We start from the raw sequence: 24,142 nt of genomic DNA, 5'->3' as shown, positions 1-24,142 counted from the left end.
TGAAATTCTTTTGTTATCAGCGAGTTATTCTCCCTCTATTCCTATATCTCAGTTTTTTTGTCCCGTACAAAGGATAAACGCGTGATTTATGCAAGGTAAGCTATATCTTGCGGGACTTTTTCACTACAATAGTTTTTTATCAAAAAAAACCATCTATGTTTAAACCACTGGCGTTTTATATCGGGTTACGATACACCCGGGCAAAAAAGAGAAACCATTTTGTATCCTTTATTTCCTTAAGCTCCATGCTGGGCATTGCATTGGGGGTGATGGTTTTAATCACGGTTTTATCCGTGATGAATGGTTTTGATGAAGAGATTCACAAACGCTTTTTTGGTATGGCGCCCGAAATTACCGTCAGCGGCCTGGATGGCAAAATCAGTAACTGGCAGGCGCTTGAGAAAAAACTCATGACGTTTCCCGATGTGAAGGCTGTGGCTCCCTATGTGGGTGCGCAGGGGCTGCTAACGCATGACGGTCAGGTTCTACCCATTGTCCTGACCGGGGTGTTACCTGAAAAAGAACAGGCGGTTACACACCTTAAGGAAAAAATGCTGGCGGGGGATCTTGAGGATTTAAAGCATTTTGGTTTAATCCTTGGACGGGGCCTGGCTGATAGTCTGGGGTTAATGATTGGCGATAAGGTCACCATCATGATTCCTCAGGCCACCGTGACGCCAGCAGGGATGATCCCCCGTTTTAAACGATTTACAGTGGTCGGTGTTTTTTCAGCCGGTACCGGATTTAATTTTGATACCAAGCTCGCTTTTATCAACCTTGGCGATGCCCAGAAATTGCTGCAATTGGGCGATCAGGTCAGCGGCGTCAAAATGAAAATAAAAGAAATGTACCGCGCGCCGGAGTTATCCCATGAGATCAGCAAGGCACTCGGCGATGGTTATGAAGTGGGCAATTGGACTGAGCAATTTGGGCCTTTTTTCCAGGCGGTGAAGATGGAAAAAACCATGATGTTTCTCATCCTGCTGCTGATTATTGCCGTGGCGGCCTTTAATCTGGTATCGTCATTGGTGATGGTTGTCAATGATAAACAGGCGGAAATTGCCATCCTTAGAACCATTGGGGCAACACCGTCCATGATTCTTAAAGTGTTTATCGTTCAGGGATTAATGGTCGGTATCGTGGGTACGCTCCTGGGCTTAATTGGCGGAATAATCTTAGCCAGCAATGCCACATCAATCGTCAATTACCTGCAATCGCTCTTTCATGTTCAGGTTTTGTCGTCCAGTATCTATTTTGTCGATTATCTCCCGTCAAAAATTATGTGGATTGATCTGGTGCAGATTTGCGGTTTGGCATTGTTAATGAGCTTTATCGCTACCATTTACCCGGCCTGGCGTGCATCCAGAACCGTTATTGCGGAGGCTCTGCATTATGAGTGAGACCATTTTTTCCTGTGAAAATTTAAGCAAGTCCTACCATGACGGTACGGCGATTGTGTCTGTTCTTAACGGCATTGATTTTTCAGTAAAAGCCGGGGATCGCATGGCCATTGTTGGGCCGTCGGGATCCGGTAAAAGCACCTTGCTGCATCTGCTTGGCGGCCTCGATAAACCCAGTGAAGGTGAAGTGCTGATGCAGGGTGTGGATTGGCAATCCCTGACGGAAAAAAAGCGATGCCAGCTTCGTAACCGCGAGTTAGGCTTTGTTTATCAGTTTCATCACTTGTTGCCGGAATTTACCGCCATGGAAAATGTCGCCATGCCCCTGTTGCTGGGCGATATACCGGTTACCGCTGCCCGTGAGCAGGCATTGATGATGCTTGACAAGGTCGGTTTAGCCCATCGGGTCACACATAAACCGGCGCAATTGTCGGGCGGCGAGCGGCAGCGTGTAGCCATAGCCCGAGCTCTGGTGCATCAGCCCAAATGCGTACTGGCAGACGAACCCACTGGCAATCTGGATCATGCCACCGCCGTGAAAATTTTTGAATTGATGCTTAACCTTAATGAGCAATTCAATACCGCCCTGGTGATTGTCACGCATGATAAACAATTGGCAGAGCGAATGGATAAAATTTATGCCATTCAGGATGGGATGTTATTCTCATAACCACAGGAGAAATTAATGGGACAATGTAATACCATGCCAAAACCGCTAAATACTAATAATTATCCAGCCGTCGAGCGAATTAAATATGAACATTGTACAGACTATCAACGGGTGGATTTTGGCAAAATCATAGGCCGAATTGGCCCGTCCTTTTTTCATCCTGAAATCAGCCGCATTAAGTTTCATGACAGAGCGTTTGACAGGGAAGAAAAAAGGGAGGCAGCCCCAGCGCCGTTATTGGCGCCAGGTGCAGCGGGCCGTTAATAATTGGCATGACCCGGTGTGCGTGGGAATGGGATCACATCCCGTACGTTGCCGACGCCGGTTACATAACTGATTAAACGTTCAAAGCCCAAACCGTAGCCTGCGTGCGGTACGCTGCCGTAACGGCGCAGATCACGATACCACTGGTAATTGTCTTTATCCAGCTTGCACTCGTCCATGCGTTGATCAAGGATGTGCAGGCGTTCTTCACGCTGGCTGCCGCCGATGATTTCCCCAATACCGGGTGCAAGCACATCCATGGCAGCAACGGTGCGGCCATCGTCATTCAGGCGCATGTAGAAGCCTTTAATGTCTTTCGGGTAATCGGTGAGGATAACAGGCTTTTTGCATAATTCTTCCGCCAGATAGCGCTCGTGTTCGGATTGCAGATCAAGTCCCCAGCTGACTGGGAAATCAAATTTTTTGTCCGCTTTGCTTAAGGCATGGATGGCGTCGGTATAGCTCATCATCTCAAAGTCAGACGCGACAATGTGTTCCAGCCGTTCAATGCAGCCCGGCGATACAAATTGATTGAAAAATTCCATGTCGTCACTGCGCTCATCGAGAACGGTTTTACACAGGTAGCGCAACATGTTCTGACTTAAGGCCGCAATGTCGTTTAATGTTGCAAAAGCCACTTCGGGTTCAATCATCCAGAATTCAGCCAAATGGCGGCTGGTGTTGGAATTTTCAGCACGGAAGGTGGGGCCAAAAGTATAAACTTTTGACATGGCCAGACAATACGCCTCAACATTTAATTGCCCTGAAACGGTGAGGAAGGTTTCACGGCCAAAGAAATCTTTGGAAAAATCGACTTTCCCTTCGGCGGTTTTGGGCAGATTGAGCAGGTCGAGTGTACTGATTCTAAACATTTCGCCCGCCCCTTCACAATCGCTGGCGGTAATAATCGGGGTATGAATCCAGAAATACCCCTGTTCGTCAAAAAAGCGGTGTATGGCCTGAGCCAGGCAATGGCGCACCCGAGTGACTGCACTGATGGTATTGGTGCGGGGGCGCAAATGGGCCACTTCACGTAAATACTCCAGTGTGTGGCGCTTGGCTTGAATGGGGTAGGTGTCGGGGTTTTCGACCCAACCGGCGACTTCAAGACTTTCTGTCTGGATTTCAAACTGTTGCCCTTTACCCTGTGAGGCAATCAATTTACCCGTTGCTGAAACTGAGCAGCCTGCCGTGAGTTTAAGCACATCATTCTGGTAATTGGGTAATTGTTCACTGACCACCAACTGAATGGGGGAAAAACAGGACCCGTCATGCAGAGCAACGAAAGAAAGGCCGGCTTTGGAATCACGGCGGGTTTTTACCCAGCCTCTCACCGTGACTCGGGCGTCAACCGGAACGTCGCCGTCTAAACACTGTTTAATTGTATAAACTTCTGTCATATCCACTCCAAATAGAAGATTGCGTTTGCACTGTCTGGCATAATACTTGTCGATTGTGGTGCAAGCCACGATTAAGTTAGGATAATACACTAAATGAAATGAGTGAGGTAATCCATGCTGCGTGTTCTAATGATCATTTTAGCCATTCTTTATTCATTCACACTTAAGGCACAGGATACCGAATTGAAATTGTTCAGGCCTTTTGGTGAAACCCAACAGCAAATCCCCTTAATTATTGAAAAACGCCTTGCAGGGGAGTGCTGGCAACAGTCCCAACGTATAGTCCGCGAGGACGCCTGGCGCTGTCTGGCGGAGGGGCAGGTTTTTGATCCCTGTTTTATTAAACAATTCAGTGACAATTCCGAAGCGCTTTGCCCGCAATCGCCCTGGGTTGGCCGCAGTGTGCTATTAAAACTCGGCCAGGCCGCCGATAACAGTCAGCACACGGAATTGGACATGTCGAGAACCTACCCCTGGGCGGTGGAGCTTATCAGCGGTGAGCAATGCGAAGCGGCGCGTCAACATGAAACAGTGGAAAACCTCCCGGTACGCTACCATTGTAATAACCAAACAATCCTGATGGGGCATTTGCAGCGCTGCAAGGCAGAGTGGTCTATTCTTAAGCGCGATACCACCGGCAAGGTAACAACCGCTACAGTGAAAAAGGCGTGGTTTTGATCACCCCCTCTTGCAAGAAAGGTTTTGAGAAGGGAGTGCTCACCATGGTCTAAACTGTAAGTATGGACACAGCAGGGAGCGGACCATGCCTGAATCACTTCATTCATTACTCATTAGCCAGGTTCTGGGTTTTTATTTACTGATTGTTGCCATTGTCATGTTGACACGGGCTGATTACTATCGAAATCTGATGACCAATCTTCATGAGGGATCGCATGCCATTATGATTGGTGCGACCTTTTCACTCATCATCGGGATTATCCTGGTGCTGGTGCATAACCTCTGGGTTTGGGATGAAGAGGTCATTATCACCGTGGTGGCCTGGCTGATTTTAATTAAATCAGTCCTGTGGCTGGCATTCCCTGAAAAAATGATGACGTTTAGCCGTACATTTTATGCCGGCCCGGGCTATTACATTACGGCAGCCATCGCCCTCGTGATTGGCATTATTCTCTTAGCCTATGGCTTTTATTTATATGTTTAAGCGTCTTCAGGCGCTGCGTTTTTAAACGGGCTTAATGACAGGCAATGCTCATTGATGGCGTTGATTAAAGGATAATTCACCATAGGAAAGCCAAAACGGTGGGCATTGTAAACCTGGGGGATCAAACAAAGATCAGCCAGCGTCACGTCATTGCCATAACAAACCTGACTTTTATGCGGCATTTGCTGCAGTCGGATTTCCAGGGCATCAAAACCCAGTTTGAGCCAGTGAAAATACCACTCGCGCACCTGTGACTCATCCGCATCGAATTGATAGCGTAAGCGGTTAAGGACCCGTAGGTTATTTATAGGATGGATGTCGCAGGCGATGGTGAGTGCCAGGCTGCGTACATGCGCGCGCCCTAAAGGCGTCTGAGGCAAGAGCGGTGGTGTCGGCGTCATCTCATCCAGGTATTCAATGATGGCTAAGGATTGGCTGATAATATGACCATTTTCATTCAGTGTCGGCACTAACCCCTGCGGGTTCATTTCCAGATAATGCGGCAAATGCTGCTCGCCGCCATTATTAACCAGGTGGACTGCCAGTGTTTCATAACTGATGTTTTTTATGTTCAAGGCGATGCGCACGCGGTAACTCGCCGTTGAACGAAAATAGTCATATAGTTTCACGTTTATCCTTGATATTGAACAACGGTTTGATGAATTGCTCCAAACAAAGAATGCCCTTGATCATCGATCATTTCAATGCGAATGGAATCGCCGAAATGCATGAACGCCGTGGTTGCTTTCCCTTCAGCAATAATCTCTAACATGCGTTTTTCAATAATGCAAGATGAACCTTTACTGCGATCACGATTGGAGACCGTGCCGGAACCAATGATGGTGCCTGTGCTCAAAGGCCTCGTTTTTGCGGCATGAGCAATCAACTGCGGAAAGGAAAACGTCATGTCGGTGCCTGCATCGGGTTCGCCGAATAACTGACCGTTTAAATAACTCTTAAGCGGCAGATGCACACGTAGGCCATCCCAGTGACTGCCCAACTCATTCGGTGTGATGGCCACAGGAGAAAAACTGCTGGACGGTTTGGAATGAAAAAAACCAAATCCCTTGGCTAATTCCGGGGGAATAAGATTACGCAGGGAGACATCGTTTACCAGCATGAATAGTTTGATGTGTTGCCCCGCCTGCTCAGCGCTGACACCCATGGGTACATCATCTGTAATGACGGCCAATTCAGCCTCAAAGTCCACGCCGTATTGCTCATCTGCCACGGCAATGGGATCCATGGGGCCTAGAAAACTATCGGAGCCCCCCTGATACATGAGCGGTTCGGTCCAGAAATCATCAGGCATTTTCGCCCCTCGTGCCTGCCGAACCAATTCCACGTGGTTGACGAAGGCGCTGCCATCCGCCCATTGGTAAGCACGGGGCAGGGGAGCGGTGGTATGGGCGGGATCAAACGTGAAACTATGCGCCAGATTCCCCTCATTTAATGCCTCATAGACTTCCATTAATTCCGGTGCTTTGCTGTCCCAATGATCCAGGGCTTGCTGAAGTGTTCTGGCGATATGGCCCACGCGGATAGCGTGGGTTAAGGACTGATTAACCACGCACAACTCACCGTCGCGGCTGTCTCTCGATTTTAAGCTGGCTAATTTCATCAGTGCGCTTCCTGTAACGTACCGCGGCGAATTTGATCGCGTTCGATGGCTTCAAACAGTGCCTGGAAATTGCCTTCGCCGAATCCCTCGTTACCCTTGCGCTGAATGATTTCAAAAAACACAGGACCAAAGACGTTTTCGGTGAAAATCTGCAACAACAACCCGCCGGCTGGAACCTTATCGCCGTCAATGAGAATTTTTTCCTGCCGCAGTTTAGCAACCGGTTCCTGATGCCAGGGGACGCGTTGCTCAATCATTTCATAATAGGTATCCGGCACGTCGAGGAAGCTGACGCCCCCTTTGCGCAAGGTATTGACGGTGGTGTAAATGTCGCTGGAATTCAAGGCAATGTGCTGAATCCCTTCGCCTTTGTAATCGTGGAGGAATTCTTCAATCTGGGATTGATCATCCTTGGATTCATTCAAGGGAATCTTGATTTTGCCGCAGGGGCTGCCTAGGGCGCGGCTGATGAGGCCGGTCATCTGGCCTTTGATGTTAAAGAAACGGATTTCCTTAAAGTTGAAAATCCTTTCATAGAATAAAGCCCACTTGTCCATGTTGCCGCGAAAGACATTGTGTGTGAGGTGGTCAATGGCAGTCAGGCCGCAACCGGGTTGTGTTGAAGCGGAAGGAAGCATACGCCATTGATTGGCAAAAGGCGCTGTGTTGTCATCGACAAAATAAATGACGCTGCCACCAATGGCTTCAATTGCAGGTAAGCCATGATGCGCATGATCACAGTCAACAAAAGGCGTCGCGCCGTTTTCTATTGCATAGGCATAAGCCTGCTTCGCATCGTGCACTTTAAATCCCATGGCACAAGCGCCAGCACCATGTGTTTTGGCATGTTGTTCAGGCTGGCTATTGGTTGTCGCATTGACGATAAACTGAATCTGGCCCTGTTGATAGAGGGTAATGTCCTGTTCGTTGTGGGTGGCTTTCTCTGTAAACCCCATGGCCTTAAACTGCTGTTCGAGCAGGGTTTTATCCGGCGCTGAAAACTCCAGAAAAGCAAATCCATCCAGCCCGCAGGGGTTTTGTTCCGTGTATTTTTTCATCGTTATTTCCTTCTCAATCCTAAATACTGTTCAAAAGCCGTTAGTTTGTTATGAGCGTGGCCTGACCAGAAAAAGTCCATCGGCGATGGCTAGCAGGCTGGTGTCGACACGTTCATCCTGTTTTAATAATTCATTAAGCCGCCTGATTTCGCGGGTCTGGCCGTCGTTTACCTGCGAATCAATTACTTTACCATCCCAGAAAATATTGTCTATGGCGATAAGGCCATGAGGACTAACCAATTGCAAAGCCAGTTCGTAATAATGAAGGTAATTGGTTTTGTCGGCATCGATAAAGATAAAATCAAACCGATGGCGATAGCCTTCGTTGAGTAATTGTTGCAGTGTGTCTAAAGCCTTAGCCAGACGCAACCGGATTTTTTTATCCTGTCCTGCCTGCTGCCAGAATGAAGGCGCGTTGGCTGTCCATTCCTTATTGATGTCACAGGTGATGAGCTCGCCGTCTTCAGGCAAGGCTAAGGCCATGGCCAGGGCGCTATAGCCGGTGAATGTGCCGATTTCAAGAACGCGTTTGGCCTGAATGAGTTTGATGAGAAACTGCATAAACTGCGCTTGTTCGGGAGCCACCTGCATGATGGCCAACTCCATTTTAGCCGTGTCTTCGCGAAGGGCTTTAAGGACGGGGTGTTCGCGCAATGACACATCCAGCATGTAGTCATATAAGGCAGGTGTAATGTTTAAGTGCTTAATCATGGACGCAACTCCAAAGAGCACCGGTAACCGGGAAGACCCGGTTACCGGTTGAATCGGTTAGGCCAGTTTTTCCTGGGCCAGGGTGTCGGCAATTTCACTGGCAGGGCGATTTTCTTTTTGTGAACGGACAAAAATTTCCATCAGGGACGTCCCGATACTGTTGATTTGCTTCACTACCTGCTCTTCCGGGGTATTTAAGTATTTACTGGCTGCAAAAATGAGACCGCCGGCATTGATGACGTAATCCGCTGCATAAACAATGCCTTTATCATGCAGTATCTTGCCGTGGTAAGTGTGGGCCAGCTGATTATTGGCAGCCCCCGCCACGATGGTCGTTTGCAGTTGATTAATCGTCATGTCGTTAAGAATGGCGCCTAAGGCACAGGGAGAAAACACATCACAGGGTACTTTGTGAATGGTGTCGGTACTGATTGCGGCGGCGCCAAATTCGTTTACGGCGCGTTCAACCGCTTCTTTGTTGACGTCGGCGACTGTCAATCTGGCACCGGCTTCATGCAGATGGCGGGCCAGCAAATAACCCACGTGGCCTAAACCCTGAATGGCGATATGCAGGCCTTTGAGGTTATCCTTGCCAAGCTTGAAATGAACAGCGGCCTCAATCCCCTTAAAAACCCCTTTGGCTGTGGAGGGCGAGGGATCACCATTGTGGCTGGATAAACTGGCGACATAAGGGGTATGCTGGGCAATGATGTCCATGTCGCTTAATTGGGTGCCGCTATCCAGCGCGGTAATATAACGCCCGCCCAAATCATTGACAAATTCGCCAAAGGCATGAAAGTAAGCTTCATGATCATAAGGGCCGTGCGGTTTGATCACCACGGCCTTGCCGCCTCCAAGAGGCAGGTTGACCGAAGCGGCTTTATAGCTCATGCCGCGCGCCAGCCGCATGGCGTCGTTAATGGCGTTTTCTGTCGAAGGGTATTCAATAAAACGGCAGCCGCCTAAAGCGGGACCCAATTTGGTGCTGTGGATTGCGATAATGGCTTTCATACCGGTTTTGCTATCGACTTTGAAATGAATGTCGCCAAAACCATGGGAAAGTGCGTAATCTAAAAAATCATCCTGCCTGGTGGTGGGTTCGTTTATTTTCATTGTATCAACAGACATCATGGGTAAAACTCCAAGAAATTTTCTTGCACATGTTATAGTCCCATTCGCGCACTAAATCAATGCAATCATCTTGAAGTTGCCCTTATATTTGTCGCTAAAAATTAATTTTATTCATATTGTGTTTTTCGTGTTCTAATGGGCTGGTTGGTTCGCTCACGGCCTTGGTATACACTAGAGGGATTAAACGCTTGAAAGTCACCGGAGAAACACATGAAAAAATTTGCTGCAATGATGGTGTTGGCCGCGTTGTCCCCGCTTGGCGCCATGGCCAATCCGCCCCCGCCGCCCATGCTGCTTGATAAAATTGACTTTCAGGTGTCAGCCAAACAATGGGTAAGCACCCAAACAGCTCTTTTGACCGTGAATATCAACGCCACATTAAACAGCGCCGATTTAGTAAAGGCGCGGGCAGACATCATGGATCATCTGAACCGCATTGCCAAAGGCGAATGGCATATCACCCAGTTCGATCGCTCCCAGGATAACTCTGGCCTCGATAAATTGTACGTTGCCGCCCAGGTCCGCGTGCCTCAGACCAACCTGACCAACATTTATCAGAATGCCAAGGACGTCAGCAAACCGGGTGCGACCTATACCATCAGCGGGATTGAATTCAAACCCAGCCTGGAAGAAATTCAGGTGGTCAAATCGCAGTTGCGCCAGAAATTATATCAGCTGGTCAATGAGGAAGTCGCGCGATTAAACAAAGTCTATGGTGAGCAGCATTATACCGTGAACCGTCTGTACATGACGGATGGGGATGCGCCTGTCGCTCAACCCAGGGCTTATCAGGCGAAAGAAGCTCAGGTGATGTATGCTGCATCTATTGCGGCTCCCGCCATTGCCGTCAGCAATGAATTAACCATGACCGCTGTGGTCGAAGCCGCATCCAACCGCGAGGCAAGCCATGCTGTTGCAAGCCCCAGTCATTGAAAAAATAATCGGCCATCGCGGCGCCTCTGCCTACGCGCCGGAAAACACCCTGGCCGCTTTTGATAAAGCCCTAAGCATGGGGTGTCGTTTTCTGGAATTTGATGTGATGTTAAGCGCTGACGGTGAGCCTTTTGTCTTTCATGATGAATCGCTGAAGAGAACAACCAACGGCCAGGGGCAGATTGGGCTTTGCAGCGCCGAGTACCTGCAGTCTCTCGATGCCGGCAGTTGGTTCTCACGCAATTTTCGCGGCGAAAAAATTCCTCATTTCCGTGAGGTGCTTAAATGGCTGACTTTCACCAATGTCAATGCCAATATTGAAATCAAACCCTATCCGGGCCAGTCAGAACAAACGGCTGCGACTGTGTTGTCCTACATCAATCGTTATTGGCCGGCGAACAAAGCCGCGCCCCTTGTTTCGAGCTTTGATCAGGCAGCCTTAACCCTGTATCGTTCTTTAGCGCCAGAAATGCCGATTGGTTTGTTGCTCGATCGCTGGGAAGAGGATTGGCAACAACAAGCCGAGGAATTGCAATGTTATTCCATCCATTTGAATCAACGGGTGTTAACGGCTGACAGGGTAGGGGCCATGAAGGAAAAGGGTTATCTGGTTTTAGCGTATACGGTCAATCGCAAACGCTTGGCGTTGAAGCTGTTTGACTGGGGCGTGGATGCTGTTTTCAGTGATTATCCTGATTTGTTGTTATGAAACGATCTGTTCTGGTTTTATGTTTATTGTTCAACGTGGCGGTCGCCTGTGCCAAACCGGTTGAAATCATTTTCTGGCATTCGCTGGCCGGCCGCCTGGGTCAGGAGCTGACGCAGCTGGTCGATGAATTTAATCATTCCCAGCATGAGGCGCGGATTAAACCGGTTTACAAGGGCGATTACATTGACTCCCTCACCAGTTTTGCCGCGGCGTTTCGAGCGAAGCAGCCGCCTATGATCATTCAGGTCTTTGAAGTCGGTACGGCCAGTCTGTTGGCGCCTTCAGGTATTATTAAGCCGGTGGATGATCTGATGAGGGAAAGCGGCTATGCATTGCCTAAAGACGATTTTTTACCCGCCGTTCGTGCGTTCTACAGTCAGGGCGGTAAATTACAGGCCTTGCCGTTTAATACCTCGGTGCCGGTCATTTTTTACAACGCCGATCGCTTGCAGCAGGCCGGCTATGATGCTGCCCATTTTCCTAAAACATGGGATGAAATGGAAACGCTTGCGTCCACGCTTCGGGCACAGGGGGCGGCTTGTGTCTACAGTTCGGCTTACCCGTCCTGGATTCAGGTTGAAGCCTACTCAGCCTTGCACGGGTTGCCGCTGATTGACAAGACCAGTCATCAGGCGGTTTACAATAATGAGCGGGTTATCCGGCACCTGCAGCGGCTTAAGCGGTGGCAATCGCTGCATTATTTCGAATACGGCGGCAGAACCAGCGATGCGACCGTGTTGTTTACCAGCGGTCGATGTGTCCTGTTCAGTCAGTCATCAGGAAGCTACAGCAGCCTGTCGGCGCTGGTGCCTTTTCGGGTGGGGGTGGCTCCCTTGCCTCTCGATAAAGAGGCGTCGGATTCCCGATACCCCAATGTGGCCGGGGGGGCGGCCTTATGGGCTGTACAAGGACATACACCAGCGGTTTACCATGCCATTGCCCGCTTTTATCTTTTCCTAACCCAGCCTGACATTCAACAACGCTGGCACGAACACACTGGTTATATTCCGGTGGGTATGCAAGGTATTTATCACCGCTTTGCCGATAGCCATCATCCGACCCTGATGGTTGCTCAGGCGGATTTGGTGCGCGACGAGGCAACACAGCCTTTGCATCTGGGGCCGCAGAATTTAATCCGTACCATTAATGATGAAGCCATGGAAGCGATTTTTGCCGGAATTAAATCGCCGCAAGAAGCCATGGATGATGCGGTAAAGCGTGCAAATTACACCATCATGCGTTTTAATAGAAACACAAGCTGACTTTCATTACAGGATGTATGATGTTTGCAAAATTCTGCAGACTGTTTTCTCAAAAACAACCGGTTAGTTATACCGGCGTTTTAACCCATACGTTTTATTGGCTGACCTCACCGGCTAACGATTTGGTTTATAAAAATCCGAATTACAAACCGGTGGAAGGCCAACCCGGTGTTGCCATTTATTGTGTGCATGGCACGGCCGACAGGCCAGCCGCCTTTACCCGTATTGCCGAACGCCTGATTGAGCAGGGGTTGCCGGATGACGTGGAATCCATTCATCTCGTTTCGTTTGAGGGCCGGGGGCAGGGCTTAAGCATTAAGAATTTTTCCAACCAATTAATTGGCAAAGTTAAAATCAATAAACATAAGCGCGTCATATTAATAGGCCATTCCCGAGGGGGTCTTGTGGCGACTCAAGCCGCGGAAGATCTGGCCGAGGAAGGCGATGTTGACCCTTTATTATGCATGGGCATCTGTGCCCCTTATTTGGGTTCTTATCTGGCCAGATGGCCTTTATCCTGGTTCTCTTCTTCCGTTTCGGAAATGGAAGAAGACAGCCCTTTTCTTGATAAGTTGAATGAAAAGCTGGCCACCTCTAAAATCCCCTATCACTTCATTGAAGCTCTAAGGGATGGAATTGTCCTTGAGAACCATGGTTACGCCGAATCCTATCTTAAACAACACCCTGATGCCCTAAGCCGTTATGGGCGCCATGGCCATCTCTCCATCATGTCGTCCCATGCCCTCGTGGAAGATATGGCGAAATTAATAAGGAATGTGTTAAACCCGCCTCCGGAAAAGGTGAGTGAGCCGGTGAACGTGACGGTGCATGAATCCTGGGGTGGACATTTGATTGAAGAGTATCAGCCGGGTTTTTGAGTGATGGCTTATTTATGCTATGGTTAATAAGTTAGCTGTTAAACACTCTCTTGTTCAAAGGAAGGATACAACCATGTCTCGCAAAATTAACCCCGATTCCACCGCATTCATTGAACGTTTGACCGAAAGGGCCGGCAGTGCCTTAAATGGCGCCAATCTGCTGGAGTTACCCCCCGATCAGGCGCGTGTAGCGTTTAATAAATTGATTGCGCCCGTGTCTGGCAAATTAAAGCCGATTGATGTTCAGGTAGAAAACCGGCATTTAGACATCGATGGTGTTAAAACCGGTGTGCGTATCTACAGGCCGCTGAAGAATGATCATGACTTACCGGCTCTTGTTTATTGCCATGGCGGCGGTTTTGTCTTTGGTGATCCCGATTTTCTCGACTACACCTGCCGCGCCTTGTGCGAAGGAGCTCATTGCATGGTGGTGACGGTTGATTATCGCCGCGCGCCGGAGCATAAATTTCCAACAGCCCATGATGATTGTTATCGCGTGGTTCGTTATGTACAAAAGCACGCCAAAGAGTTGGGGGGCAATGGCGTGGTAGCGGTCGGAGGCGACAGTGCGGGTGGTAATGTGGCTGCCAGCATTTGCCATCAGGCTAAAAAGAATAAAGACGTCGATATTTGCTTCCAGTTGCTGTATTACCCCTGGGTTGATCTTAATAACACCACGGAATCTGACAAAACTTACGCCCAGGGATATTTTCTGGAAACAGAAACCCTTCATTGGATGCGCAAGCAATATTTGAATGCCGGGGATGAAAAAAATCCGATTGCCAATCCCCAGTTTCAGACTGACTTCAGCAATCTGCCCCCGGCGCTGATTATTGCCGCCGAATGCGATCCCATCCATGATGATGCCAAAATGTATTATCAGAAGCTCGCTGATGCCGGCAATGATGCCCAATTCATCGAATTTGGCGGTATCCTGCACGATTTTTGTGCCTTACCCTCCCATTATGAAGCGGCATTGCTTGCCTTCAGCGCCTCAGCCAATGCTTTAAAGCGCGCCTTTGCAAAAGCCTAATCCATCCTCAAAAGGCATTTCCAGTGGGAAATGCCTTTTACTATCCCTGGCTTCCCAAATTGTTTAAATATTGAGTTAAAATTGACTAGACACGGTATTTGCGTTCTAGAGGGCAGAATTAGATGAATTAGGAGTCATATTGATTTTTAAATTGACGTATTGGTCATGGCATTGAATAATAACAGGTCTCTTGTATTCATCAATCTGAAAAAATCATGTCATTGCAGACAATTATCAATCAATTACTTGAAAAACCGTTTAAGACCGATTGCTTTACCGTTTCAGTCAAGCCATTGCATCAGCCTGACTCTGGTTATGTCCTTCAGTATGAATATAAAAACACCCCCTTATTCCAGTTGGAATTTATTGAACGTCAGGCAGAAATCAGCGATGGGCAGAAAATAATCCCCCTGCCGTTTAAAAAATTACACATCAAGCGGGCGATAGTCCTTCAGGATGATTTTTCTGCGGTCAGTTTTCCCAACGATTTGCCATTCAGAAAGGCATTCAGCCATTTAGATCATCATGACCTAAGGGGGATCTCTCAACAGGATCGTGATTTCAGTGTTTATAATTATTTCTGTGGTCCCAAGATAGATGATGTGCGTTATGGTGATTCATTCACTATCTCCACGTTTGGGACAGAAGAAATAAGTGACGAGTTGAAGGGAACATGCGACAAACTGAGTGTTCCGGTGCATTTTCTGGCGTTAGAAACCCGGGCTCATACTCCAGAAGGGCTTAAAATCGAAGAGTGGTTATGGCTGCGCGATTTATTCAGGCGCCTTGGGAATGGCATGCTTTTATTTAATGATGAAGGATTATCCCAATCGTATTTCGCCATCGCCGATAGCGCAATGGAGCTCAATCCGCGTAGTGGTAAATACGCCTTTGCCAGGCCTATGAAAAAAAGCAGCGATGCAGACGATTCCGCAAGTGATGATGAAGACGAGGCTATGGTGTTTGGGTTTGAAACGGAGGGCAGTTATGGATCGCAATTATCAGCAGAATTGGATAGCCATAAACACCAATTAAAAGATCTTTTTCAACAGGCGGGAATTGATATCAAAAGCAGCCAGGTTCTTCTTGAAGGGGGCAATACCTACTGCCTGACCAATACGAAAGGGGAGTTATTGGTTGTGCTCGGTGAAAATAGCCTGGTGTTAACAGCGGCCTATCGCAAACAGCATGGTTACCAGAATTTAAATTATATCAAGGAATTAAAGAAGCACCCAATGCCTCAGGATGACTTCTATTTCAATCTTGAAAAAAATAATCACCCCATTCAATGGCATGACATTGAAGAGGCAAAATTTGCTATTGCTGAAGAGTCCAATATCCATTCCTCACAATTGATTATTTTATCTAATCCCCTGTTCCATATTGATATGATTATGACCCAGGGACCAAATGGCATCATTTTGCTACACGATTTTCAATTAGTGGAGGATATCCTTGAGCCCATTCGGGAACAAATACAAAACCAACGGCAATTGCATCCGCATGATCGGGAGCTGAAACGAAAAGAAGCCTACCTGGATAGCGTCTTGTTTCAAAATCATAAACTGAAGGAAACCCTTGGTGGTTTTATCGTATCACTGACTAAAACCCTTCAATCCCATGGCTTTAAAGTCGTACCTATACCAGCGTTGGCTTATCAATATGTTTTAAATGATGATTGTTTCGACGCCGATGAGCTGGATGATGGGCCGCGCATTGTTTTAAATTTGGTAAATGGTATAACCGGGCAATGGAAATCAGGGCATTTTTTAATTGCTTTATCTCCGGCCAATGACAACTTAAGGCCGTTGCTTGAGGTGACCGCAAAAATATTGAAAGAAAATGGCATAACGCTTTACCCTGTTGGCTCCCCTGAGGCGGCATCCCTTATTTTAAACGGGAGCGGTTCCCTGCGCTGCATGTCATTTCCCAACGGGATGTCAGGTCTGCCTGATCGATTAATCAGCCAATTAACGTCACCCCCTCAGCATGGGGAGCCCGTGTCAAGAATGCGACGCAAGCCATTGGGTTTCGGGCGTTTTCGCCGTCTTGATCAAAATCCATTCGATCTTCGCTTGATGGATGAGATGATTGAGCAATTAAGAGAGGTCAGGAGCAAGGAAGAAGCGAGACAGTCATTCAGCGATGCCTATTCTTTGTTTGGGGAGCAATTTTTATCTCTTTGGAGTTATCCTGAGACAATCACCAACCAAAAAAGAAAAAATACGGATAAAATGCCGGTTGAATCGGAGATGGCAACGAACCAACCTCAGAGTAAATATCAATTTAATGGCCGGTTTTTTATCCGGCGACACGAACAGTTGCCGCGGGTCGCTATGCAGAAGCCAGAGCCTCCCAAGCAATGAAGTCGGGAGGTTCCCATTGGCGTAATCAATCGATTAATGGCCTCATAAACGCACTCAAATCCATTTTTTTCTGCATGCGGAATTGATAAACCGCATAGAATGAAATAACGTTTTTCAGGTAATTGCGGGTTTCATGCCAGGGCAGGGTCTCTATCCAGACATCAATTTCCTTGGGCGGGTGATTTTTAAGCCAATAATTGACTTGCCTGGGACCCGCGTTATAAGCGGCGACGATTAACAGTGGATGGCGATTAAAGCGTTTGGCCAGTGTGGCCAGGTAAGCTACGCCGATACTGATGTTTTTTTGTGATAAAAAGAGCTGTGCCTTGTCGCCGTAAGGAATTTTTGCCAGTTTGGCGACAACCACGGCGGTACTGGGCATGAGTTGCATAAGACCCCTTGCGCCCGCTACAGAAACCACATCTTCACGAAAACTGCTTTCCTGGCGAATGATGGCATAAATCAGTTCCTGTGGTACTTGATGATTCTGGGCGTGTTGAGTAATGGTGCTGTGATAAGCCAAAGGGAAACGCAGAGACAGTTGATTGTTTAATTCCTCGTTGTTGCTTAAAGCCAGTGATTTTTCATGCCATTGCAGAGTATTGGCGACCCAGAAAGCCAGTGCGCTTTTATCACTTTTCGGCAGTTCGCTGGCAAAATCATTTAACAAACGCGAGGCCTGCAGGGTTTGTTTGGAGTGGTACAAGGATTTGATGTTATCGGTAAATGGTTTATAGGGTTTTAACAGATTCAAATCCGTTATGGCTTTTTCATTCTGAAAATTGGGGGTTTTATGGATGCGCAAACTGGCTAGGAACCCATAATAGTGGCGGGTCTGCGCGAGGGTTTTGTAGATTTCCCGAGCCTCGCCCTGACGGCCCTGTTTTTCCATTGCCCGGGCAAGCCAATACTGCCAGCAGGGATTGTCTTTTTCGGGCGAGTGTTGAATCAGTTTTTCCACCTGCCGCCATTGCCCGCGTTTTAAAGCAAAGCGAATTTGCCAATCCAGAAGCGTTGAATCGTAAAAGGCTGGTTGAATCCTGGCAAACCAGAACGCTGTATCCTCATGATTGCGCATGGCTTTGTAAAGTGTTAAATGGGCTAAAAAAGCCTGTTGCTGAGCGGTCGACAGCATTTTTTTGGTTTTGGGGTTTTGCCAGTATTTAAGCGCCTGATCCATGTTGATGGAAACCATGCGTTTTAAGCCGTAAAGGTAAAATTCGCCGTGCAAACCGCCCGGGGTTAACTGCAGGATACGGCCCGGCGATTGATGAATACTCATCAGCAGGTCCTGATCCTGAAGACGGGGTTTTTTGTATAGTTTAAGCAAGTAACGGACTAAAGGCAGATTGCGTTTATCCAGGGCAAGAGTAATGCGTTGGGTGATTAAGTTTTCATTGAACTGATCGCTTTTTACATACATATCCAGCAAGCGGTTGCATCCCGGGGGCTGGGAATTACCGGATAGCCAGATGGCCCGTGTATCCTGCATGGCCGCCACGGTATTGCCCTGGTTGTAATTGGCCAGGTTTTTAAAACATTGCAGATTGACGTCTGTCGTGGGCTTGTAATATTTAAGATAGTTGGCCCAATCCTTATTCTGTGCAAGATGATAAAGCCAGCGATTGCGTAATTTATTGGCGAGCGGCGTATCTTCACTGATGAAGGCAAAGAAAGCTTCGTCCGGGTGTTCCGGTAAATGTTGACTCCACTCAAGATACGCCATAAAGCGCCCAAGGTAGGCATTCCCTGAGGCACCATGGGCGAAACTGGTTATGCCAATTAACCACAGCACAATTAAACACTTTTTCATAGTCTCTCGTTAACGACGTGAGCATTCGGGAGAGTGCTCGATGTTAGAAGTTGAGGCGATGGTTATTGTTCTTGTGTATATCCCTATAAACACCGCTAACCGATGCAATCCAGTTGTTTACGCATGGCGGCGATGGTATCGCCGTAATCTGCAGTAGAGAATATAGCAGAACCAGCGACAAATTGGGTAGCTCCCGCGCGTGCCAGTGTAGCAATATTGTGTTGATTGACGCCGCCATCCACACAAATGGGTAAATGGGGATAACGATGGTGGATGTAGGCAATCTTGTCCATGACTTCAGGAATCAGCTGTTGCCCGCCAAACCCGGGGTTAACGGTCATGATTAAAATAAAATCGAGCCGGTGGGCCACCCATTGCAGGCAATCGGGCGACGTGGATGGATTTAATACCAAGCCCGCTTCAGCACCCTGTTGTTGAATCAGGGCGAGGCTTCTATCAAGATGAATCGTGGCATCGGGATGGATACTGAGCCGTTTGGCGCCGGCTTTGGCAAATTGCACGATAAGATCATCAATGGGCATGGCCATGAGGTGAACATCGATCACGGCATGCGGGAAACGCTTGTGCAGCGCTTCGCAGACCAGAGGACCGATGGTTAAATTCGGCACGTAATGATTGTCCATGACATCAAAATGAATCATGTCGGCGCCGGCATTCAAAACAGCGTTGACTTCCTCGCCAAGGCGGGTCATATCAGCAGAGAGTAGAGAAGGTGCGATAAGATAGGTCATCAGTCAGCCTTAATGAAAAGATACTCCGATCATAGGCAGTCTTTCAGTATTAGGCAACCAGTTGATTCCTGGATTAATTGGATTCCGCGCATCAAGCGCGGAAAGTAGCATTTAAATGAAGAATGACGGCAAGATGCTTTTGCTCCGCCTCAGGAAGAAGAATCCAGAGCATAGATGAAGCTGACATTGACTGTGGGAATGCGCAGGCTGGCATTCAGAGAGTCGATGTTGCTGGTGGCTAAATACCGAAAATCCAGACCAAAGGCGGCAAAGTCATCAAGGAAATAACTGAGACCGAGAATTCCCTGCGCCATAGCGGTACTGGATGATTCCTTGCTCTCAAAAATAGGAACCTGACTATTGTTGTAATTAACATTATACAACTTGAAATTGCTGCGCACGGTGCCGTAACCTAATCCTAAACCGAGGTAGGGGACAAAGCTGCCGTCGCCGCCGGCCTGATACAGTTCATAGAGGGCATTGACGAGGCCGCCAATAATGACAGTCTTGCCTTCCATGTCGAAACCATTCGGGGTGGTGTGGTTACGCAGAACGAAAGTTCCTGATTGAATTTTATCAAACTGATCATAATTAAAGAAAAGCTCGCCTTCAAAACGGAATTTGTTCCAACGGTAACCCAATGAGCCGAACGCATCGCCGCCCAACGAATAAGTGAGGGTGGCGTTACTGTCATTAATGCCCAGGATCGGGTTATTAAAGGTAAAGTCCACATCGGTAATGTGGGAGGCTCCGCCGCCAAGGCTTAAGTACCATCCCTGAACGGGATTAACGGCGTAGCTTGAACTGCCAGCCAGTAAAGCCAAAGCGGTAAAACCCATACGAAAAGAATTCTTCATGAACAACGTCCTTATTTATAATTTGCCACGTCAAAACGGTAAGTCACTCCGACGCTGGCTAAATGCGCCTGGAATGTTTTATTAAATGCACTGACGCGTTGCGTGGCAAAATAGCGATAGCCGGCATCCACTGAATAATTTTCAGCAAAATTGTAAGTCAATCCGGCTGTGGCCTGATAAGCAAAAACGTTATTGGAGTCTTTGAAGCGATTCGGACCAAAGGGGCCGCTGCTTTTCAGTGTTGTTTCGACCCAGGCATACCCCAAACCCGCGCCGAGGTAGGGTTCAATCGCCGGCACAATTTCAGGAAAATCATAATAGACATTGGCCATCAATGCGGTGGCGATGGCTTCGCCGCTGACGCCGGTTTGACTAACGAAATTGACATCAAATTTACGGGTATCGGCTTCAATATAGGTTAATTCCGCTTCATAACGGAGTGGCGAGCTTTTATAACCAATTCTTCCCCCAGCGTTGAAGCCGCTGGTATAAGACGCATCACTGTAAAACAGGCCGTATTTAGCCGTGCTGACATTATCGGGAAGATAACTGTAACCGCCAAAAACGCTGGCATACCAACCGTCAACCGGAATAGCGGAAAAAGCAGCGCTGGACGTCAGCAATGCAGCAGAAAGAAGTGCAGTTCTCATAACTTACCTATTGTTATTATTATGTTAAAACCAATTCATGTTAGCGTTTTGCTTTGATTTTGCAAGCGGCTTTTATTGTTACTTTATCAGATCCTGAGCTAAGATGATTAGATGTGCTAGCAAAAAGGAGGTTTGAGCATGGCAAAAATAATTAATAACCTGGAGAAATTTACCCAGGCGCTGATTGATTTGGTTTCTGACAACAGTGAAGCGGGTAAAAAAAAATTAGAGGAAATCTTTGGCAAAGCGCACGCAGTTTATGATGAGCCGAAGCAATCCTACGTCTGGGGCTGGTTTTACAGTTACTCACGGCAACGAAGCGATAATTTCAAGAAAGCCGAACATGATCTTAAATTTCCCGACCCACTGCTTCGCCTGCAGGCCCTGCTTGTCTTTATTTCCGAAGGCAGCTGGGCTACTACATCAGCCAATACCCGTCTCATGCTCGGATTAATCAAGGGAGTACCGGGGTATGATAAAGAATCGGATGAGTACCTTCAAACCCATGTGATTACTGCCCTAACGCCTCTGCTCAAGGAACAACTGGCCTTGCTCATAAAAACGCAGCAAAATGAAATGGCCATCAAAGAGGCGCGCCAGCGGGAGCTTGATCTCATCAATCAGCGCAAAGAGAAAGCCCTGGACGAAATTGCTTTATTCGACAGGGAAAAAGAGGCCCGCGATTTTGCCCTTAAACAGACGGAAAAATACGCCGTCTATTTTGTGCAAAACGGCAAGAAAACAAGCTGGTACATGGGATGGTACGACAGCACCGGCAAAAAGGAATTATTACTGGCCAATAAGGAATTACAATTCCTGCTCGGTAAATCCGCAATCACTCACGATGATAAAATCAGGGCAAAAATTAAAGCACAATGTCGTGTCTTGCTTGAAGAGTTTCTTGGTAAGATCAACGTCCTGGTCAACCCGGCACCGAAAGAATTGGAGGGGCTTGCGTCTGCTTTTACTGTGGATGAAAAAAAAGAGGGGATAACCTGGTACGACAGCCTTGGCAGGACGCATGCCATTGATTTGAAACCATACCCTCTGGTCGAGGATTGCCTGAAGAAAAGGGATTTAAGGGACAAAAGCAATGAACTCTTTTTTAAATCCCTGCTCTTGCGTGTATCAACCCGTCATGCGGTGGATAATGAGAAACAAAAAAGCCTGCTGCAGTTGATGCAAAAAAGATTCAGTTGTGAATTGTTGCTCACCAATGAGTTAGCGCGATTGCCTGCTCAGCGTCTCGGTGCCTATATTCTCACCCGTGAAAAATCCCTGTGGTTTTTGTATCAATGTCAGGATGGTGCGGCGAGAGCCGTAAATACCGATGCCTGGGAAGAGTACCACAAGATGCTGGATGGTTTAGGCAGCAGGGAGCCAGAAGCGATACAGGCTGAAGAGAAGGAAAAATTACGCGGACTCATTACCAAATTGTCGCGGATGCCTGTTGTGGTGCGGACCGAAGAACCCGTCAAGCCTGTATTAAAAATCAATATCGCCGAATTTAGCGCCTTGGAAAAGTGCCTGGGAGGGCATTTGGCTAAGGCGAAACATAACGCGAAAGACACGAAAGAAGTCGTGCAGGTTGACAAGGACGCTGTGGCTCAGAAAAAGAAGAAGCTGGTGTCCAAATATTCAGCTGTAGCGACTCTGTTTGGCGCACAAGTCATTGAGGAATACCAAAAACCGGTTAAGCCTGTGATTACCGCAGCCGTCATTGATGATTATATTCCGCCGCCACCTACAGAGAGTTTGGAGAGCACGCCTATGGACGGTGAGTGGATGGTGAATGAGGATGAATACCATTGCGGTGGTCCGAGCATTTAAACCAGACTTATTCAAACCGGTTTTTTTTCGGGATTGAAGCCATTGGTAATCGGGTAGCGCCACTCCCGGCCAAAAGCACGAGCACTGACTTTTGGGCCGGGAGCAGCTTGCCGTCTTTTGTATTCATTGCGTTGAATCAACTGAATGACGCGATGGACCACCGCAGGCGCGAAACCTTTATGGATAATCGTCTCGGCATCCAGATTATTGACCATGTAATCCTGAATGATGGCATCCAGGGTGGGATAATCCGGTAAGCTGTCCTGGTCGGTCTGATTAGGGGCCAGTTCGGCTGACGGGGGGCGCGCAATAACCCGTTGCGGAATAATATCCGATAAGCTGTTACGGTACGTGGCCAGTTCATACACCTGGGTTTTGAGTACATCTTTCAATACGGCAAACCCTCCCGCCATGTCGCCGTAGAGGGTGGCATAACCCACCGCAGTTTCGCTTTTATTGCTGGTCACAAGCACCATGTTGCCGGTTTTATTGGATAAAGCCATTAATAACACGCCGCGAATACGGGCCTGCAGATTTTCTTCCGTGGTGTCGGTCGGCAAGCCATGAAAGGCTGGGGCTAAAAGAGACAGCAGGCTTTGAAAGGCTGGTTCAATAGGAAGCACGGTACCCGATACCTGCATGGTCTGCAGTTGTTGCTCGGCATCGCTGACACTCATGTCCGCTGTGTAGCGTGAAGGCATTAACACGGGATGAACACGCGATACTCCAAGCGCATCGGCGGCAATGGCCAAGGTGAGGGCGGAATCAATGCCGCCGGAAAGCCCAAGCAGCACCCCGGGAAAGCGATTTTTATTCACATAGTCACGTACTGCACAAACCAATGCCTCGTAAAGCAGGGCTGTCGAATGCATCAGGGGTTCCAGTGGGCCTGACACCTGGTTCTTGTTAAAGGCGATCGACTGGGTCGTTTCTTTAAACGCCGGCAACCGCGCACACAGGTTGCCCTGGTTATCAAAGGCTAAGGATTGGCCGTCAAACAGCAATTCATCCTGGCCCCCGATTAAATTGACATAAAAAATAGCCAGGCCCTGACGGGCATAGGCCGATAATAATTCAACGCGCCGTTCATATTTTTCAGCATCAAACGGAGAGGCATTGAGGCAGAGCATGCCATCGGCTCCCTCGGCCAGTATTGCTTCAACCGGACCGGATTGCCAAAGGTCTTCGCAGATGCAAAGCCCCAACCTGTAACCATTGATCTCGAGAATGCAGGCAGTCTCTGGGCCCGGGGTGAAATAACGCCTTTCGTCAAATACACCGTAATTGGGTAATTTCTGCTTGCAGTACCTGGCAATGATTTGACCACGATGAAGCACGCTCGCGGCATTAAAGCAGTTGCCGTTTTCAAGCAAGGGATGGCCAAGGATGACATGGCAATCGCCAACTTCTTTTGCGAGTCTCTGCAGCGCCTCGTCTATTTGCCGGTGAAAATCAGGACGCAGCAGCAAATCTTCGGGGGGGTAGCCCGTCAATGCCAACTCAGGGAATAGCAGGATATCATGCGAGGATTGCTGAGCCTGAACAATGGTTGCTATCGTTTGCGCATTGGCGTCGATTGCCCCGACGGTCATATTGACCTGGGCAAACAGTATATCAAGCGTATTATTCATGACGTGCAGGC

23 protein-coding genes are annotated in these 24,142 nt (G+C 48.1%); 12 read left to right on the top strand and 11 right to left on the bottom strand.

What is annotated here, in order from left to right; all coding sequences use genetic code 11:
* Window positions 1–155 precede the first annotated feature (155 nt).
* From Lery_RS10265 to Lery_RS10255, 3 genes are read left to right on the top strand one after another with little or no spacing between them, the layout of a single operon-like run.
* Entirely contained in the window at window positions 156–1,400 is a 1,245-nt protein-coding gene (locus Lery_RS10265) for a lipoprotein-releasing ABC transporter permease subunit (protein ID WP_058527173.1), read from the top strand.
* The gene (gene lolD, locus Lery_RS10260; protein ID WP_058527172.1) at window positions 1,393–2,070 is read left to right on the top strand and encodes a lipoprotein-releasing ABC transporter ATP-binding protein LolD; all 678 of its coding nucleotides are present in this window, start codon (window positions 1,393–1,395) and stop codon (window positions 2,068–2,070) included. Before Lery_RS10265 ends, lolD begins: the two co-directional genes overlap by 8 nt.
* A 15-nt stretch (window positions 2,071–2,085) precedes the next feature.
* On the top strand, window positions 2,086–2,334 hold the full coding sequence (locus tag Lery_RS10255) for a hypothetical protein (protein ID WP_058527171.1): 249 nt from the start codon (window positions 2,086–2,088) through the stop codon (window positions 2,332–2,334).
* Here Lery_RS10255 and asnS read toward each other — a convergent pair.
* Entirely contained in the window at window positions 2,331–3,734 is a 1,404-nt protein-coding gene (gene asnS, locus Lery_RS10250) for an asparagine--tRNA ligase (protein WP_058527170.1), read from the bottom strand. The genes Lery_RS10255 and asnS overlap by 4 nt on opposite strands.
* A gap of 114 nt (window positions 3,735–3,848) precedes the next feature.
* On the opposite strand from asnS, the gene Lery_RS10245 reads away from it, so the two are divergent.
* Both Lery_RS10245 and Lery_RS10240 read left to right on the top strand, forming a co-directional pair.
* A complete protein-coding gene (locus Lery_RS10245; protein ID WP_065230288.1) occupies window positions 3,849–4,412 on the top strand; it encodes a hypothetical protein in 564 nt (187 codons plus the stop codon).
* An 85-nt stretch (window positions 4,413–4,497) separates the two neighbouring features.
* On the top strand, window positions 4,498–4,896 hold the full coding sequence (locus Lery_RS10240) for a hypothetical protein (RefSeq protein ID WP_058527169.1): 399 nt from the start codon (window positions 4,498–4,500) through the stop codon (window positions 4,894–4,896).
* Here Lery_RS10240 and maiA read toward each other — a convergent pair.
* From maiA to Lery_RS10215, 5 genes are read right to left on the bottom strand one after another with little or no spacing between them, the layout of a single operon-like run.
* The gene (maiA, locus tag Lery_RS10235; protein ID WP_058527168.1) at window positions 4,893–5,525 is read right to left on the bottom strand and encodes a maleylacetoacetate isomerase; all 633 of its coding nucleotides are present in this window, start codon (window positions 5,523–5,525) and stop codon (window positions 4,893–4,895) included. The two genes, Lery_RS10240 and maiA, sit on opposite strands and share 4 nt — an antisense overlap.
* Before the next feature lie 2 nt (window positions 5,526–5,527).
* On the bottom strand, window positions 5,528–6,517 hold the full coding sequence (locus Lery_RS10230) for a fumarylacetoacetate hydrolase family protein (RefSeq protein WP_058527167.1): 990 nt from the start codon (window positions 6,515–6,517) through the stop codon (window positions 5,528–5,530).
* Window positions 6,517–7,575: a 4-hydroxyphenylpyruvate dioxygenase gene (gene hppD / locus Lery_RS10225; protein ID WP_058527166.1), complete on the bottom strand. Its 1,059-nt coding sequence runs from the start codon at window positions 7,573–7,575 to the stop codon at window positions 6,517–6,519. Before hppD ends, Lery_RS10230 begins: the two co-directional genes overlap by 1 nt.
* Before the next feature lie 48 nt (window positions 7,576–7,623).
* Window positions 7,624–8,283, bottom strand: coding sequence for a class I SAM-dependent methyltransferase (locus Lery_RS10220; protein WP_058527271.1), 660 nt, complete (start codon window positions 8,281–8,283; stop codon window positions 7,624–7,626).
* A 60-nt stretch (window positions 8,284–8,343) separates the two neighbouring features.
* On the bottom strand, window positions 8,344–9,417 hold the full coding sequence (locus Lery_RS10215; protein ID WP_058527165.1) for a Leu/Phe/Val dehydrogenase: 1,074 nt from the start codon (window positions 9,415–9,417) through the stop codon (window positions 8,344–8,346).
* Window positions 9,418–9,627: 210 nt separating this feature from the next.
* Between Lery_RS10215 and Lery_RS10210 the strand changes: the two genes are divergently transcribed.
* From Lery_RS10210 to Lery_RS10185, 6 genes are all read left to right on the top strand, one after another.
* Window positions 9,628–10,350 (top strand): hypothetical protein, encoded by a 723-nt coding sequence (locus Lery_RS10210; protein WP_058527164.1) that lies wholly within the window; start codon window positions 9,628–9,630, stop codon window positions 10,348–10,350.
* Window positions 10,325–11,059 carry a glycerophosphodiester phosphodiesterase gene (gene ugpQ, locus Lery_RS10205; RefSeq protein ID WP_058527163.1) on the top strand — a complete coding sequence of 245 codons (735 nt, stop codon included), beginning with the start codon at window positions 10,325–10,327 and terminating at the stop codon, window positions 11,057–11,059. Before Lery_RS10210 ends, ugpQ begins: the two co-directional genes overlap by 26 nt.
* A complete protein-coding gene (locus tag Lery_RS10200) occupies window positions 11,056–12,321 on the top strand; it encodes an extracellular solute-binding protein (RefSeq protein WP_058527162.1) in 1,266 nt (421 codons plus the stop codon). Before ugpQ ends, Lery_RS10200 begins: the two co-directional genes overlap by 4 nt.
* Before the next feature lie 17 nt (window positions 12,322–12,338).
* Window positions 12,339–13,199 carry an alpha/beta fold hydrolase gene (locus Lery_RS10195; protein ID WP_162262964.1) on the top strand — a complete coding sequence of 287 codons (861 nt, stop codon included), beginning with the start codon at window positions 12,339–12,341 and terminating at the stop codon, window positions 13,197–13,199.
* Between the two features lie 73 nt (window positions 13,200–13,272).
* A complete protein-coding gene (locus tag Lery_RS10190; RefSeq protein ID WP_058527160.1) occupies window positions 13,273–14,232 on the top strand; it encodes an alpha/beta hydrolase in 960 nt (319 codons plus the stop codon).
* A gap of 215 nt (window positions 14,233–14,447) precedes the next feature.
* Window positions 14,448–16,598: a hypothetical protein gene (locus tag Lery_RS10185; RefSeq protein ID WP_058527159.1), complete on the top strand. Its 2,151-nt coding sequence runs from the start codon at window positions 14,448–14,450 to the stop codon at window positions 16,596–16,598.
* 25 nt (window positions 16,599–16,623) lie between these two features.
* Here Lery_RS10185 and Lery_RS10180 read toward each other — a convergent pair whose 3' ends face one another.
* The 4 genes from Lery_RS10180 to Lery_RS10165 all read right to left on the bottom strand — a co-directional run bounded on the left by Lery_RS10180 (window position 16,624) and on the right by Lery_RS10165 (window position 20,670).
* Window positions 16,624–18,411 carry a lytic transglycosylase domain-containing protein gene (locus Lery_RS10180; RefSeq protein ID WP_058527158.1) on the bottom strand — a complete coding sequence of 596 codons (1,788 nt, stop codon included), beginning with the start codon at window positions 18,409–18,411 and terminating at the stop codon, window positions 16,624–16,626.
* 95 nt (window positions 18,412–18,506) lie between these two features.
* The gene (rpe, locus tag Lery_RS10175) at window positions 18,507–19,163 is read right to left on the bottom strand and encodes a ribulose-phosphate 3-epimerase (protein WP_058527157.1); all 657 of its coding nucleotides are present in this window, start codon (window positions 19,161–19,163) and stop codon (window positions 18,507–18,509) included.
* Between the two features lie 149 nt (window positions 19,164–19,312).
* Window positions 19,313–20,020, bottom strand: coding sequence for an outer membrane beta-barrel protein (locus tag Lery_RS10170; protein WP_058527156.1), 708 nt, complete (start codon window positions 20,018–20,020; stop codon window positions 19,313–19,315).
* A gap of 11 nt (window positions 20,021–20,031) precedes the next feature.
* Window positions 20,032–20,670 carry an outer membrane protein gene (locus Lery_RS10165; protein ID WP_058527155.1) on the bottom strand — a complete coding sequence of 213 codons (639 nt, stop codon included), beginning with the start codon at window positions 20,668–20,670 and terminating at the stop codon, window positions 20,032–20,034.
* 138 nt (window positions 20,671–20,808) lie between these two features.
* On the opposite strand from Lery_RS10165, the gene Lery_RS10160 reads away from it, so the two are divergent.
* Window positions 20,809–22,500 (top strand): hypothetical protein, encoded by a 1,692-nt coding sequence (locus Lery_RS10160; protein WP_058527154.1) that lies wholly within the window; start codon window positions 20,809–20,811, stop codon window positions 22,498–22,500.
* An 11-nt stretch (window positions 22,501–22,511) separates the two neighbouring features.
* Here Lery_RS10160 and Lery_RS10155 read toward each other — a convergent pair whose 3' ends face one another.
* The gene (locus tag Lery_RS10155) at window positions 22,512–24,131 is read right to left on the bottom strand and encodes an NAD+ synthase (RefSeq protein ID WP_058527153.1); all 1,620 of its coding nucleotides are present in this window, start codon (window positions 24,129–24,131) and stop codon (window positions 22,512–22,514) included.
* Window positions 24,132–24,142 lie beyond the last annotated feature (11 nt).

The sequence above is a fragment of the Legionella erythra genome (genome assembly GCF_001467615.1).
GTDB classification, from domain to species: domain Bacteria; phylum Pseudomonadota; class Gammaproteobacteria; order Legionellales; family Legionellaceae; genus Legionella_C; species Legionella_C erythra.
This window is presented reverse-complemented; position numbering and strand designations above follow the sequence as displayed.